The following is a 13,494-nucleotide window of genomic DNA, read 5'->3' on the forward strand; positions in this document are numbered from 1 at the left end:
GGCTGCCGCGTTCCAACCCCCAAACGCCAACAGCTAACTACTGCCCAGAGTTTCGCCATTCAAGGTGAGATGCATCTTCACCAGGTGCGCCACCGAGCGCGCCTGCATTTTCTCCATGACGTTGGCGCGATGGATTTCGACGGTGCGTTCGCTCAAACCCAGATCGATGGCGATGACTTTGTTGGCGCGGCCGTCCACCACCAGCGCCATCACTTCGCGCTCGCGCGGCGTGAGCGATTCGCTGCGCCGCTTGAGATCGGCATGCCGCTCCACGGTCTCGCGATTCTCCGCATCTTGTTTCAGCGCCCCGTTGATGCGATCGAGTAGGTCCTGATCTCGGAACGGCTTCTGCAGGAAATCGAACGCGCCGTCCTTCATCGCCTGCACCGCCATGGGGATGTCGCCGTGACCGGTGATGAGGATCACCGGCAGCATGGAGCCGCTGCGATTCAACTGTTGCTGCACTTCGAGGCCGCTCATTTCCGGCATGCGCACGTCCAGCACCAGGCAACCGGGCTGATTGGGATCGAGCTTCTGCAGGAATTCGGCGGGGCGCTCGAAGGTGACGGCGTTGTAACCCACGGTCGACATCAGCACGCTCAGGGCGCGACGCATGCCGTCGTCGTCGTCGACGATGTAGATGGTCGGCTTCCTGCGCTGGGTGGTTTTGAGCGTGCTCATTGTTGTCTTGCGGATTATTGGGGCGCGGCGGGCAACCTGAACCAGAATCTGGCGCCGCCGTCGGCAACGTCATCGAATCCGATGGCGCCCTCGTGCGCCTCGACGATAGCGCGGCTGGAGGCGAGGCCCAAGCCCGTGCCTTGATCCTTGGTAGTGAAAAACGGCCGAAACAAATGAGCGCGCGCCTCGGTCGTCAGGCCCACGCCATTGTCGATCACGGTCGTGGTCACCGCGTAGCGATCGCCGGTCACTTCTACACGGACGCGCGCCGGCCGCTGTTCCGGACGGTGCACTTCGAGCGAATTCTGCACCAGCGTGAAAAGCACGTGCTGGATTCGCAGCCGATCCACAGATACCGGCGGCAACGACGCTTCGACTGCAACTTCAAGTTGCACGCCGGCGCGGCTCGCCAGCAGTTCCAGTACCGGCATCAATTCGGCGAGAACGTCGGTCATGGCGCAGGGGCTGCGCGCCACGGACGTATCGTTGAACAGCTTACGAATGCGCCGGATGCCCTGACCGGCGTTGAGCGCCTCGTTGCTGATGTGACGCAGAACCTCCACCGCCTGAGCGGTCATGGGTTCGGGCCGGGACAACATGCGTTCGGCGGCCTGCGCGAAGGTGGCGATGGCGCCGATGGGCTGATTCAATTCATGGGCGAAGCCGCTCGCCATCTCTTCGAGCGCTGAAGTGCGCGCGATCTGCATCAGCTGTTCCAGCAATCGCGAGGTCGCCGCGTCGGAAGCCGGCTGCGGCCCGGTTTCAGCGCCCGTGCTGGAACTGTCGGCCGACGACATAGCGATGAGGCTGGAGCGCGGTTGCCATTCCATCAGTTTCATATGCAGGGCAGAGTGCCGCAACCCCCTGCGCCGGACACCCGCGACTTCCACGGAAGTCACTACGCCCGTCCCGTAGATGCCATCGATATCGTGCCGCGGCCAAAAGCGGCATAATTTGCCGACGATGGACCTGCTCAGCGACATCACGCAGCACCTGCTGCGTTTCTCCCCCGACGCGCTCATCGTGGTCGACGCCAGCGGCCGTATCCGGTTCGCCAACCAGACGGTGACCCAGCTGTTCGGCTACGCCCCGGAGCAGCTCCAGGACAAACCGCTCGACACGCTGATTCCAGAGCGGTTGCGCGGCAAGCACGTCAGTCATCTCACGGCCTTCCTGAACAAACCAGGCAATCGTGAGATGGGCGCGCGTATCGCCGACTTGTTCGCGCGACGGGCCGATGGCAGCGAGTTCGCGGCCGGCATCCGGCTCGCGCCGTTCGAGATCGGCGGCGCGCTGTTCGTGGCCGCGGCCATTCGCGACAACACCGAACGTCAGCAGATCAATGAGGCGTTGATCGCCGCGCGTGAAGATGCAGATCGTGCGAATCGAGCCAAGAGCCGCTTTCTGGCCACGGCCAGCCACGACCTGCGGCAGCCCATTCAGACCATTCGTTTGTTGAATGCGGCCATGCTCAAGGTGTCGCCACCCGACCTGCGCGAGCTGTTGCAACAGCAGGAGCGGGCCATTGAAGGCATGACTCGCATGCTCAATGCCTTGCTGGACATCAGCCGCCTGGAGTCGGGCGCCATCGAGCCGCAGGTCACCAACGTGCCGCTGCTGGAATTGTTTCATCAGCTGATCACCGAATTCGAGTCGATAGCGCAGGCTCGCGGCATCACTCTGCGCATCGAGCCTGCGGCTTTGATCGTCTCGACCGATCGCAACTTGTTTTATCAGCTGCTGCAAAATCTGGTCGGCAACGCTTTGAAATATACCGATCACGGCGAAGTCGCCGTCACCTGCGTCGCCGACGCCGCCGCGCTCGCCATCACGATCAGTGACACCGGCATCGGTATCCCTTCCGACAAGTTGGATAGAATCTTCGATGAGTACTACCAGGTCGATACCCAGGGCGCCAAGCGCATGGGTGTCGGGCTGGGGCTTGCGATCGTGAAAGAGGTCGCGCGTCTGCTGGGCTTCAGCGTGAGCATCGCCTCACGCATCGGGCAAGGCACTCAGGCCACCGTCAACATTCCTCATCGATTTCTCGCCGCGGTGCCGACCGGCAACGACGCGGCGAGCAGTGTCGAGCCGGTGGAAGGCACCACACGACGCGCGCGAGTGCTGCTGGTCGAAGACAACGATGGCGTGCGACTTGCCACCGAGCTGTTCCTGCGTTTCGAAGGCTTCGTGGTCAAAAGCGCTCATTCGGCGGCCGAGGCGGAGAGTTTGTTTGCAAACTGCCAGCCGGGCGACGTGATCGTGGCGGACTATCATCTGGACAGTCGCAATACCGGTCTGGACCTGCTGACGCGTTTGCGCCAGCGGTTGGGCTACGACGTGCCGGGCGTCGTGCTCAGCGGCGATCTACCCTCGGTATTGCGCTCGGTACGCACCTCGGTTCCGAACTGCCGATTCCTCAGCAAGCCCGTGGATACCGTGGCCTTGCTCGATGCGATCGACGAACTGTCGGTGGCGCGGGAACAAGCCCAGGACTGACATGCGCGATATCAAACAGATACTGGTCATCGTGGATCCTACGGGCAGCGAGCATCCAGCCGTCACCAAGGCGGCTCTGCTCGCCGAGCAGTTCAACGCGCGGTTGGAGTTGTTCGTCTGTGACACCAAGGCCGCGCGCGAAACACGCTTGCTGTCACATGTGCGCATCCGCCCCGGCGCGCCAGTGCCGGTGAGCCTCAAGGCGATGCTGGAGTCGCTAGCGGCGCCGCTTCGAACGCGCGGGCTGGATGTGACAACCGAATGCGAGTGTGCCGAGCCATTGCACATCGGGCTGATCGAGCGCACTCGCCACACGCACGCAGAACTGGTGGTGAAGGACACGCATCATCATTCGCTGGCGCAACGAACCTTTCTGACCAACACCGACTGGCAGTTGATTCGCGGCTGCCCGGCGCCGCTGCTGTTGACCAAGAGCCGACCTTGGGCATCTGCGCCGCGCATTGTCGCGGCCGTCGATCCTGGTCATGTCAACGACAAGCCCGAAACGCTCGATCGTCGGATCGTCGAGCATGCGGCGCGGTTAGCGCAGCGGCTGCAGGGCGAGCTCCATGTGGCGCATGTTTATTTGCCGCTCGCCATCGTCGGCGCGGCCACCATGTCCGGTCCTTCGATGGCGGCGGCGATGACGCCGGAAGATCTGATGCGAGAGGAGCAGGGACGCCGCAAGCAGATCGCAGCTTTGGTGAGCGAATATCACGTTCCGCCGGAAAACATTCATCTGGAGTTGGGCGGGCCGGCGCAGGTCCTGCCGATCACCGCCGCCCGCGTGCACGCGGACGTGCTGACGATGGGCGCGATCGCCCGCAGCGGCTTGAAACGAATCTTTGTCGGTAGCACGGCGGAGGATGTGCTCGAACGCTTGCCGTGCGATGCCTTGATTGTGAAACCCGCGCAGTTCGCGGGAAGTGCGGCGCTCTGAGCGAGCGCCGCAAGAATTGTTACTTCGCGCGTCTCAGCAACGCGCCCGCCGCCGAGTAGCCGCCGCCGAACGCAATCAACAGCGCGTATTCGCCCGGTTCAAGCTTGTGGGCGAAGCGATGCAAAGTGATCGCGACGCTGGCGCAACCGGTGTTGCCCAATTCGCCGATGGTCAGTGCCACTCGTTGCGGGCTCAGGCCGAGGTCGTTGGCGACACTGTCGATGATGCGCTTGTTGGCCTGGTGCGGAATCACCAGCCGGACGTCACTCATCGTCAGATTGTTACGTTCCAATAGCAGACGCGCCATGCCAGCCATCTCCCGGCAGGCGTGCATGAAAATGTCCTTGCCATGATGCATGACCAGGCCGCCGTCTCGCGGCACCATGGTGATGCCGAACGGACCCTTACCGCGATCCGCCAGCCCCACGGTGTGGGTATCGAGCACTTCCAGCTGCAGCTTGCCCGGCGTGTTGCCCAGAATCAGTGCAGCCGCGCCGTCGCCCCACAAATGGCCGGATTTCTCATCGCCGTCGGACGAGTACAGGCTGTTATGTTCGGACGCGACCACCAGCGCCTTGCGCGAGCGGCCCGAGGCGAAGTACGCCGAGGCCATGTCGATGGCGTCGATGAAAGAAGAACACGCCGTCGACAAATACATCGCGCGCGCATCGGCCAGCGAGAACTCCCGCTGCAGCACATGCGCGATGGTGCCGATCGTGTCCCAAGGCGTGTAGGACGCGCCGATGATCAGGTCGACGTCTTCGAGATTGGCATCGCCAGTGCGCAACAGGTGCTTCACGGCGGCGATCGCCATCGTATTGGCGTTCTCGCCTTCGCCGGCGCGGCGGCGCTGGCGGATGCCGGTCAACTGCTCGAACCACGGCGAGGGCCGGCCGGTCAGCCGCGAGAAATAGTCGTTGTCCACGACTCTTTCCGGCAGGTACTCACCCGAGGCATGAATGAACATCGGTCGTCTCTGGACTGTCAAAGCGGGCCGTGCGAAGACCCTGGTAACTGGGATAACGGACGAGCCACGCCTCCGGCGGCTCGTGCAGCCGCGGGATTATACAGGCGCGCGGGCCGAGCGGATTTCGTCGGTGAACAACTGCCCGTAACGCGCCAGTTTCGCCTGACCCACGCCCGGGATCGCGGCGAATTCTTCCAGGCTGGCAGGGGCCCGGCGCACCATTTCGCGCAAGGTGGCGTCGTGGAAGATGACGTAGGGCGGCACGCCGCTCTGATCGGCCAGCCGTTTGCGCAAGGCTCGCAGCCGGTCGAACAGTGGCTGATCGGCCACATGCACGTCCTCAGCGCCGGGCCGCGTCTCGGATTTGCGTCGGCCCGAGGGTGGCGCATCGGCGATTTGCACCTTGCGCTCACCACGCAGGACCTCCCAGCTGAGCGCGTTGAGCGACAGTACCGGATAGCCATCCTGGGTCTCCTGGACCAGGCCCTGATGCAACAGGGCGCGCGCCACGCCGCGCCAGGTCTCGATGCTGTGGTGTTTGCCGATGCCGTAGACGCTCAGCTGCGCGTGTCCATTGTCGATCAGGCGCTGTGACTGGCTGCCGCGCAGGATGTCGATCAAGTAGGCGGCGCCGAATCGTTCGCGTCTTTGGGCGAGTCGCGCGATACACGATAGAAACTGTTGTGCTTCGATGGTGCGGTCCTGAAGCTGGCGTGGGCTGCGACAGTTGTCGCAATTCCAGCACGAACCGTTCAGCACTTCGCCGAAGTAACGCAGCTGGATTCCCCGCCGGCATTCGGTGGACTCGGCGTAGTTGAGTACCTGTCGGAGTTGTTGACGCGCCAGACGTTGCTCGTCGGCCAGCGGCTCGCCCGTGTCCGGGTCGACCTTTTGCTGGATCAGGAACTCGGCGGTGCGGATGTCGGCCGCACTGAAATACAAAATGCATTCGGCGGGATCGCCGTCGCGTCCGGCGCGTCCGGACTCTTGATAGTAGCTTTCCAGGGTGCGTGGCAGATCGTAATGGATCACCCAGCGTACATCGGGCTTGTTGATGCCCATGCCGAACGCGATGGTCGCGACGATCACGCGTGCGTCGTCCCGAATGAAAGCTTCCTGATTGCGTCGACGTTGCTCGGCATCCAGCCCGGCGTGATAGGGCAGGGCCGCGACGCCGTCGGATTGCAATTGCAACGCGAGCTCGTCGACCCGCTTGCGGGACAGACAGTAAACGATGCCGGCGCTTTGCTCGCGCGCTCGCGTCAGCAACTCGTCATAGGTTCGTTTGTTTTTCGGCCGCACGCCGTAATACAGGTTCGGTCGATTGAAGCTGGCGACGTGCACGGCGGGCTCGTGCAAGGCGAGCTGATTGATGATGTCGTCGCGAACCCGCGGCGTGGCCGTGGCGGTGAACGCGAGCACCGGAATGTTCGGATGGCGATGCCGAAGCGCGGCGAGCTGCCGATATTCCGGTCGGAAATCGTGACCCCATTCGGAGACGCAATGCGCCTCGTCGATCACGAACGCATTCACGCCGCGGCCGGCGACCAGACGCTTCAACACGCCATCGAAGAATCCCGATTGCAACAAACGTTCTGGCGCGAGGTATAGCAGCTTGTATTCGCCCTGCGCGGCGCCTCGCAGACGCGCGCCGACTTCGTTCGGCTCTAGGCTCGAGTTGATATACGTGGCGGCGATGCCGTTGTCCTGGAGCAGGCGCACTTGATCCTGCATCAGCGCGATCAATGGCGAGATCACCAGGGTGATGCCCGGCTGCAGCACCGCCGGCAATTGAAAGCACAGCGACTTGCCGCCGCCGGTGGGCATGATGGCCAGCAGATCGCGACCGGCCAGCGCGTCGCGCACGACCGCTTCCTGGCCGGGACGGAACGAGCTGAAACCGAAGCGGCTCTTCAACGCGGCGGCCAGATCGACATCGTCAGGGGTCGGCTGGGTCAGGGCGTTGGCCAGAGGGTCGGGAGGAGAGGCTGTCACCCGCACATCATCGCATCTCGATCCCCGCTTGGGGACTCGTCATGGCGAGCCGCTTGCACAATTCTTTGAACACCCGGTGCGCTGTACGAGTGGTACCCTCACGCGGCCACTCCGCTAAACAACAAGGGGGACTTCGTGACCGAACAGCAGAGGAACGCTCGGTTCGCGCTCGCGGTACTGTTCGGCGTCAATCTGATGAATTTTTTCGATCGGCAGATCGCTGGCGCGCTGGGCGAGCCGATCCGCGTGGAGTTTGGGCTGAATGACACGCAGCTGGGCCTGCTCGCCACGGTGTTCACTCTGGTGTATGCCTGCGTGGGTGTGCCGCTCGGGCGGCTCACGGACAGCTGGCTCCGCACGCGCTTGATCGCCATTGGCGTGACCTTCTGGAGCTTGCTGACCGCAGCGTCGGGTCTCGCGTGGAACTACACATCCTTCCTGCTTACACGCATTGGTGTCGGCATCGGTGAAGCAAGCTGCGCGCCGGCCGGTCAGTCGCTCATTGGCGATCTGTACCCACCCGAAAAGCGCGCGCGGGCCATGGCAGTCTTCATGCTCGGCCTGCCGTTTGGGCTGTTCGGGGCGTACATGCTCTCCGGTGTCATCGGTCAGGCCTGGGGATGGCGTGCGGCATTCTTCGTCGCCTGCGTGCCAGGCTTGATACTGGCGGCGCTGGCGCTGTTCATCAAAGAGCCGCCGCGCGGCGCGCTGGAAGCGCGGACATCGCTCGCAATGCCGGGATCACCGTATCGCGCCGTGCTGCGAATCAAGACCATGTGGTGGATCGTGTTGTCCGGTCTGCTGTTCAACTTTTTCACGTACGCAGTCAACGTGTTTCAAACGCCGTTCCTGCAACGATTCCACGAACTCGGACTGAAGGAAGCAAACACCATCTCAGCGGTGTCGTTGGGACTCACCGGCGTGATTGGCTTGTTGCTCGGGGGCTGGCTCGGCGATCGATTGCGCACGCGGGCGAATGGGCGCGTGCTGGTAGGCGCGGTGGCTCTGCTGTTAGCGGCGCCTTGTGTACTCCTGGCGGTTCAACAGCCCAAAGGCGGCGTGGTGATGTTCACTGTGCTGATGTCTGTGTCGGGCGCGCTGTGGTTTGCCTATTACTCAACCGTGTACGCGGCGATTCAAGACATCGTTCCGCCCAATCTGCGTGGTACGGCCGTATCGTTGTACTTCTTCGCCATGTATGTGCTTGGCGCGAGCTTCGGCTCGACCATCATGGGGGCGCTCAGCGACTACTTTGCGCATCGGGCCATGATCGATGCCGGCGCAACCGAGATGGCGGATGTGTTTCGTGCGTCCGGCTTGCACAGTGCGATGTATGTGATCCCAGCGTTGCTGTTGTTGTGCTCGGGATCGCTGTTCGGAGCCGCGAAGACCATCGCGGCTGATATGCGTGCAATGACAACACAAACGAGATGAGACTTCGAACGGGTACATGGATGTACCCGCCACCGCAGGTGGCGAGCGAGCGAAACCACGCCTTTCGCTCAGCTCGCACGCGGGTCTTGGCAGGATGCCCGATCCCGCGTTTTATCAGCGCGTGCCTGTCAGGCTTTCCATCATCAGGCCGGTGCCGCCCTTGGACACATGGGCGACGATGGCCGTGCGACGATGAATCTTGGTGACCACGCCCAGATTGATGGCGAACGCCAGATGCACCGTGGCGCCTTTTTTCAATCCGAGGTTTTCGGTTTCAATGAACACACCGTTCGCGCTCAAGTTGCGCGCACGGCATAGCTTGCCAGGACGTCCCGGGACGGAAACGTAAACGGCAGTACGCGCTCTGTGACGTGTATGGAGACGTCGCTCCATGCTCAACTCCGCGAATTTCGATGCGTGATCATTATGCCGCGCTCGCGCGAACCTGCGAAGCCTGTTCGCGAGGTCTTATGTCGCAACCGGATAGCGCGCCCATGTACCCTACGTGGTTCCGCTAGTGAAGGAATTTCGACAGCTCATGGTGTCGCCACTCACACTCGACGAAATACGCCTGGCCGCCGGTCGGCTGGGCGATGACGTCGTGCGCACGCCCGTGCATCGACTGCAAACTCCAGAGCTGCAGCAGCTGCTTGGCGATACAACACAAACATGGTTGAAGCTCGAGCTGTTCCAACGCACCGGCACCTTCAAGGCGCGCGGCGCCTTGCTGAATGTGCTCGCTCTCTCCGACGACGCCCGTAAGCGCGGCGTTACCGCAGTAAGTGCCGGTAACCATGCGGCGGCCGTAGCTTTTGCCGCGGCCACCGCGGGCATCAGCGCCAAAGTCGTAATGTTCGGGTCCGCCAATCCGTTGCGGGTCGAATTGTGTCGCTCCTTCGGCGCCGAAGTGGTTTTCGCCGAGAACGCCCATGCCGGATTCGAGCTCGCCGCTCGCCTCGCGGAACAAGAGGGTCGAGCGCTCATCCACCCTTTCGAAGGCCGGACCACGGCGCTGGGCACGGCGACTGTCGGTTTAGAAGTTTGTGAGCAGATTCCCGGCTTGGATGCCGTCGTCGTACCGATTGGCGGCGGAGGTTTGTGCGCGGGGATCGCCTCGGCGGTCAAATTGTTGTCGCCCGGTTGCGAGGTTTTCGGCGTGGAGCCCGAGGGCGCGGATACAATGCATCGTAGTTTCGCGGCGGGCGAGCCACGCTCCATCGAACGAGTCGCGACGATTGCCGACAGCTTGGGCGCGCCGTACGCCTTGCCCATCTCGTTCGAACTATGCCGGCGCAATGTCGATGGCCTGGTCCGCATCACCGACGCCGAGATGCGTTCAGCCATGCGCTTTCTGCTTCGTAACGCCAAGCTGGCAGTGGAACCGGCGGGCGCGGCGGCGACCGCGGCCTTGCTCGGCCCTCTGAAGGAACGTTTGCGCGGCAAGCGCGTGGGCCTGATCGTATGTGGCAGTAACATCGATTCGGTCACTTATGCTCGGCTGATCGCTGACGACTCTCAGCAACAAACCCGGCAATAAGTCCAAGTCACAATCCTCAGCGACGCTTCATGATCAACGCCAATGCGCTTCCCATCGGGGTGTTCGACTCCGGTGTCGGTGGTCTGACTGTGCTCCGCGCACTGCGTGAGCGGCTGCCCCAGGAACAGTTCATTTACCTAGGCGACACCGCGCGGTTGCCTTACGGCACCAAGAGCAGTGACTCGGTATTGCGCTATTCCATCCAGGCGGCCGAGTCGCTGGTGAATCAGGGCATCAAGTACCTGGTGATTGCTTGTAACACCGCGTCGTCGGTTGCGGTCGAGGCGCTGCGCGAACGTTTCGCGCCCATGCCGGTCATCGGCGTGATCGAGCCAGGCTCGATAGCCGGCTGCGCAGCGTCGAAGTCAGGCCACATCGCCGTGCTCGCGACCGAGGGCACGGTGCGCGGCGGCGCGTATCAGCGCGCAATCACGCGACTGGAGCCCAAGGCGCAAGTGATGGCGCAAGCGTGCTCGTTGTTCGTGGCGCTGGCCGAGGAGGGCTGGACGGACGGCGCCATCGCCGAAGCCATCGCGCATCGTTATGTTGACGAGCTGTTTCGTAACGATCCGTCGATCGACACGTTGTTGCTCGGCTGCACTCATTTCCCAGTGCTCGCGTCCGCATTGCGCGCGGTCATCGGGCCGTCGATCACCATCGTCGATTCGGCGGAGACGACGGCGAGGGCGGTGCACGCGGAACTGGTGGATCGAGGTTTGTTACGTGACGCCGGGCCGGCGTTGCGCCCGATCCTGCAAGCAACGGACAGCCCGGAGCGCTTTGCGCGCGTTGGCAGCCGTTTCCTTGGTGAATCGTTCGACGCTTCGCAGGTCGAACTCGTTGACCTCGGCTTGACGCCACCCCGGATACGTACCCCGCCACCGTAGCGGCGGAAGAGCAGCAAAAGTCTCGCCTTTTGCTGCTCGCACGAGGGCATGGCAGGTGCCCGATCCCGAGCTTTAACGTGCGCTGCGCCGTGAGGTCGGCAATTCGTCGTAGGACTCCACGCGATTGCGGCCGCACAGCTTGGCTGCGTACAGCGCGTGGTCGGCCGCTTCGAGCAATGCGAGCGTGCTCGGGAAGCGTTGTTTGGTTGTGTAAGTCGCAACACCGATGGATGCGGTGATGTGGATGCCGCCTTCCTCGGCTCCATGATCGGCGCCCGCGAGCGCAGCCAGAATGCGTTGGGCCACTTGCCGTGCGACGGTGCGATCGGTGCTCGGCAGCACCACGATGAATTCTTCACCGCCGAAGCGGGCGACGAGATCGCTGCCGCGGACCACTGCTTGAATCGCCTGTGCGCAGCTGTGCAACACCTTGTCGCCGACGGAAGTGCCGAACTTTTCGTTGACCAGCTTGAAGCGATCGAGGTCGATGTGCGCGACGCTCAGATCGCGACCGAACACCACGGCCTGGGTGAACTCACGATCCAGTATGCGATCCAGCCACGGGCGGTTGAGCACGCCAGTGAGCGCGTCGCGACGGCTCGAATCTTCGGCTTCCTCGGTGCGCGTGAGCAGGACGCTGGTGGTCGCCTGCAGGTTGGTCACTTCCTGCAGGGCGTGCAGGTTTCTCACTGCGAGGAGCTCACGCGCCTCGGCAAGAAGATTCTCGGAGTCATCGGCTTCGAGAATGCTGGTCTCGTACACCGCTTCGATTTCAGGGATCAGGCTGAGGATGCGCGCGACCACTTCATTGAACTGCTCGTGGCTCATGTGCAGCAGGCGATGCGCTCGCTGCGCGAGGGCCGGAACCGAGCTTGCGCGCTCAGAAGACAACACAGCCTCGGCAAGGTCACTGCCTAGTGCGACGCAGCGTGCGAACTGACCTTCCTCACTGGTGGCGGCGAACATCTGCGGCGAATGGCTGGCCTCGACCGGCTTGCACAGCCGCTCCGGCAGGTTCCAGGACCGCAGCATCATGCTTGTGTAGAAGGAATGATCCCTACCCACCTTGGCGATTTCGTACGCGACCCAATCCGCGTGGGTGGCTTTCGGCGGCAGCTGGCTATAGAAGTCGCGCGCGGCGCGATCCAGGGCGAGTACGCCCATGTCCTGCAGCAGCGCCGCTAGAAAAATGTCCTCGCCGTGGCCGGTTTTCGCTGCTTCACCAAAGGCGCGTGCCGCGGTGGCGGCGAGCAGCGCTCGTCGCCAGAAGCGGCTGTAGTCAATGCCCGTCGGTCGTAGCGCGCGCATTGAAGATACGAGTGAGAAACTCAACGCGAGGGTGAGGGCTGCGTTGAGTCCGATGATGATCAGCGCCTGACGCAGGTTTTGGCTCGGGCGCCGCTGTGCGTAAAATGCGGAGTTGGCGATGCGCAGGATCTTGGCCGTCATGGCTGGATCGCGGCCCACGGCGGCAGCCACCTTGGTCATTTCGATTTCCGGATCGCGCGCGAGCATGATGATCTCCGTCGCGACCTGCGGCGGACTCGGAAAATCGACCTGGGCCTTGAGGCGTTGTTCTAGGTCCTGCGGCAGCATAGCCAGCATCCGATCGTCTATGATTTGGGCGGCGTAAAAAGCGCGGAAGGCGCCCCGGCCAGGGGCTTCGAGCCCTGTATCGGCGCTGGCGCAGATGACTTAAGCCGGAATTTTGCTAGCGAAACCCTGAAGGTGGTTCAACAACGCCAAGTTGCTGTTGACACTCAAAAGGTTGGCGAAGAGAATGCCCGGCTCTTATGTCCGCGGAGGGGTACCCAAGCGGCCAACGGGGGCAGACTGTAAATCTGCTGGCTTATGCCTTCGTAGGTTCGAATCCTACCCCCTCCACCACTCCTTCAGCGGGTGTAGTTCAATGGTAGAACCTCAGCCTTCCAAGCTGATGGTGTGGGTTCGATTCCCATCACCCGCTCCATTGCGCACACCGCGATGAGTCGGCGGACAGTAAGAGATATATAGAGTTAGACGGTTTCGAAGGGTCGCTCACGTAGCTCAGTTGGTAGAGCACGTCCTTGGTAAGGACGAGGTCACCGGTTCAATCCCGGTCGTGAGCTCCAGCCGATTCCGCGGCCGATTTTTTGTTGTTGGCGCTGTGTCTGCCATACGAACGAGTGACTTCTAGATAGAGGAACGCCGCTGTGGCCAAAGAGAAGTTCGAACGCACCAAACCGCACGTGAACGTGGGCACCATCGGTCACGTCGACCATGGCAAGACGACGTTGACGGCCGCTCTGACCAAGGTGATGGCAGAGAAGCACGGCGGCGAGTTCAAGGCGTACGACCAGATCGACAAGGCGCCTGAAGAGCGCGCCCGTGGTATCACGATTGCGACGGCGCACGTGGAGTACACCTCCGATGAGCGTCACTACGCGCACGTGGACTGCCCGGGCCATGCCGACTACGTGAAGAACATGATCACGGGCGCGGCGCAGATGGACGGTGCGATTCTGGTGTGCTCGGCCGCTGACGGCCCGATGCCGCAGACGCGCGAGCACATCCT

12 protein-coding genes and 3 tRNA genes are annotated in these 13,494 nt (G+C 62.6%); 9 read left to right on the top strand and 6 right to left on the bottom strand.

Annotated features, from left to right (window positions below; translation table 11 throughout):
- Positions 1-33: 33 nt before the first annotated feature.
- Both JM946_RS25925 and JM946_RS25930 read right to left on the bottom strand, forming a co-directional pair.
- Positions 34-681, bottom strand: coding sequence for a response regulator transcription factor (locus JM946_RS25925; RefSeq protein ID WP_203170303.1), 648 nt, complete (start codon positions 679-681; stop codon positions 34-36).
- A gap of 14 nt (positions 682-695) precedes the next feature.
- A complete protein-coding gene (locus JM946_RS25930) occupies positions 696-1,511 on the bottom strand; it encodes a sensor histidine kinase (protein ID WP_203170306.1) in 816 nt (271 codons plus the stop codon).
- 133 nt (positions 1,512-1,644) lie between these two features.
- Here JM946_RS25930 and JM946_RS25935 point away from each other — a divergent pair, with 133 nt between their 5' ends.
- Complete coding sequence (locus JM946_RS25935; RefSeq protein ID WP_203170308.1) at positions 1,645-3,180, top strand: hybrid sensor histidine kinase/response regulator; 1,536 nt, start codon at positions 1,645-1,647, stop codon at positions 3,178-3,180.
- Between the two features lies 1 nt (position 3,181).
- Positions 3,182-4,120, top strand: a complete 939-nt coding sequence (locus JM946_RS25940) for a universal stress protein (RefSeq protein WP_203170309.1) — start codon at positions 3,182-3,184, stop codon at positions 4,118-4,120.
- A 19-nt stretch (positions 4,121-4,139) separates the two neighbouring features.
- Here JM946_RS25940 and JM946_RS25945 read toward each other — a convergent pair whose 3' ends face one another.
- A complete protein-coding gene (locus JM946_RS25945) occupies positions 4,140-5,087 on the bottom strand; it encodes a 3-oxoacyl-ACP synthase III family protein (RefSeq protein ID WP_203170311.1) in 948 nt (315 codons plus the stop codon).
- 96 nt (positions 5,088-5,183) lie between these two features.
- Positions 5,184-7,082, bottom strand: coding sequence for a DNA helicase RecQ (gene recQ / locus JM946_RS25950; protein ID WP_322110981.1), 1,899 nt, complete (start codon positions 7,080-7,082; stop codon positions 5,184-5,186).
- 135 nt (positions 7,083-7,217) lie between these two features.
- Between recQ and JM946_RS25955 the strand changes: the two genes are divergently transcribed.
- Positions 7,218-8,516 (top strand): spinster family MFS transporter, encoded by a 1,299-nt coding sequence (locus JM946_RS25955; RefSeq protein ID WP_203170312.1) that lies wholly within the window; start codon positions 7,218-7,220, stop codon positions 8,514-8,516.
- A 114-nt stretch (positions 8,517-8,630) separates the two neighbouring features.
- On the opposite strand, the gene JM946_RS25960 is transcribed toward JM946_RS25955, so the two are convergent.
- Positions 8,631-8,801 carry a hypothetical protein gene (locus JM946_RS25960; RefSeq protein ID WP_218043109.1) on the bottom strand — a complete coding sequence of 57 codons (171 nt, stop codon included), beginning with the start codon at positions 8,799-8,801 and terminating at the stop codon, positions 8,631-8,633.
- Between the two features lie 253 nt (positions 8,802-9,054).
- On the opposite strand from JM946_RS25960, the gene JM946_RS25965 reads away from it, so the two are divergent.
- Together JM946_RS25965 and murI are read left to right on the top strand one after the other, a co-directional pair.
- Positions 9,055-10,053 (top strand): threonine ammonia-lyase, encoded by a 999-nt coding sequence (locus JM946_RS25965; protein ID WP_203170314.1) that lies wholly within the window; start codon positions 9,055-9,057, stop codon positions 10,051-10,053.
- A gap of 29 nt (positions 10,054-10,082) precedes the next feature.
- On the top strand, positions 10,083-10,940 hold the full coding sequence (gene murI, locus JM946_RS25970) for a glutamate racemase (protein ID WP_203170315.1): 858 nt from the start codon (positions 10,083-10,085) through the stop codon (positions 10,938-10,940).
- 72 nt (positions 10,941-11,012) lie between these two features.
- Here the strand turns inward: murI and JM946_RS25975 are convergent, their stop codons facing one another.
- The gene (locus JM946_RS25975; RefSeq protein ID WP_218043111.1) at positions 11,013-12,545 is read right to left on the bottom strand and encodes a sensor domain-containing diguanylate cyclase; all 1,533 of its coding nucleotides are present in this window, start codon (positions 12,543-12,545) and stop codon (positions 11,013-11,015) included.
- 196 nt (positions 12,546-12,741) lie between these two features.
- Here JM946_RS25975 and JM946_RS25980 point away from each other — a divergent pair.
- From JM946_RS25980 to JM946_RS25995, 4 genes are all read left to right on the top strand, one after another.
- Positions 12,742-12,827: transfer RNA gene (locus JM946_RS25980), tRNA-Tyr, on the top strand.
- 8 nt (positions 12,828-12,835) lie between these two features.
- Positions 12,836-12,909: transfer RNA gene (locus JM946_RS25985), tRNA-Gly, on the top strand.
- A gap of 66 nt (positions 12,910-12,975) precedes the next feature.
- A tRNA-Thr gene (locus JM946_RS25990) sits at positions 12,976-13,051 on the top strand.
- 81 nt (positions 13,052-13,132) lie between these two features.
- Positions 13,133-13,494: GTP-binding protein (locus tag JM946_RS25995; RefSeq protein WP_203170317.1), on the top strand; the 362-nt coding region annotated here is incomplete at its 3' end.

Origin of the sequence: Steroidobacter gossypii (assembly GCF_016801985.1) — a bacterium.
In the GTDB taxonomy this organism is placed as follows: Bacteria; Pseudomonadota; Gammaproteobacteria; order Steroidobacterales; family Steroidobacteraceae; genus Steroidobacter; species Steroidobacter gossypii.

What these genes read in the sequence shown, in the direction of transcription:
- JM946_RS25925 (WP_203170303.1), bottom strand. Translation starts at nt 681, where the DNA reads ATGAGCACGCTCAAAACCACCCAGCGCAGGAAGCCGACCATCTACATC.
- JM946_RS25930 (WP_203170306.1), bottom strand. Translation starts at nt 1,511, where the DNA reads ATGGAATGGCAACCGCGCTCCAGCCTCATCGCTATGTCGTCGGCCGAC.
- JM946_RS25935 (WP_203170308.1), top strand. Translation starts at nt 1,645, where the DNA reads ATGGACCTGCTCAGCGACATCACGCAGCACCTGCTGCGTTTCTCCCCC.
- JM946_RS25940 (WP_203170309.1), top strand. Translation starts at nt 3,182, where the DNA reads ATGCGCGATATCAAACAGATACTGGTCATCGTGGATCCTACGGGCAGC.
- JM946_RS25945 (WP_203170311.1), bottom strand. Translation starts at nt 5,087, where the DNA reads ATGTTCATTCATGCCTCGGGTGAGTACCTGCCGGAAAGAGTCGTGGAC.
- JM946_RS25965 (WP_203170314.1), top strand. Translation starts at nt 9,055, where the DNA reads ATGGTGTCGCCACTCACACTCGACGAAATACGCCTGGCCGCCGGTCGG.
- murI (WP_203170315.1), top strand. Translation starts at nt 10,083, where the DNA reads ATGATCAACGCCAATGCGCTTCCCATCGGGGTGTTCGACTCCGGTGTC.
- JM946_RS25975 (WP_218043111.1), bottom strand. Translation starts at nt 12,545, where the DNA reads ATGCTGGCTATGCTGCCGCAGGACCTAGAACAACGCCTCAAGGCCCAG.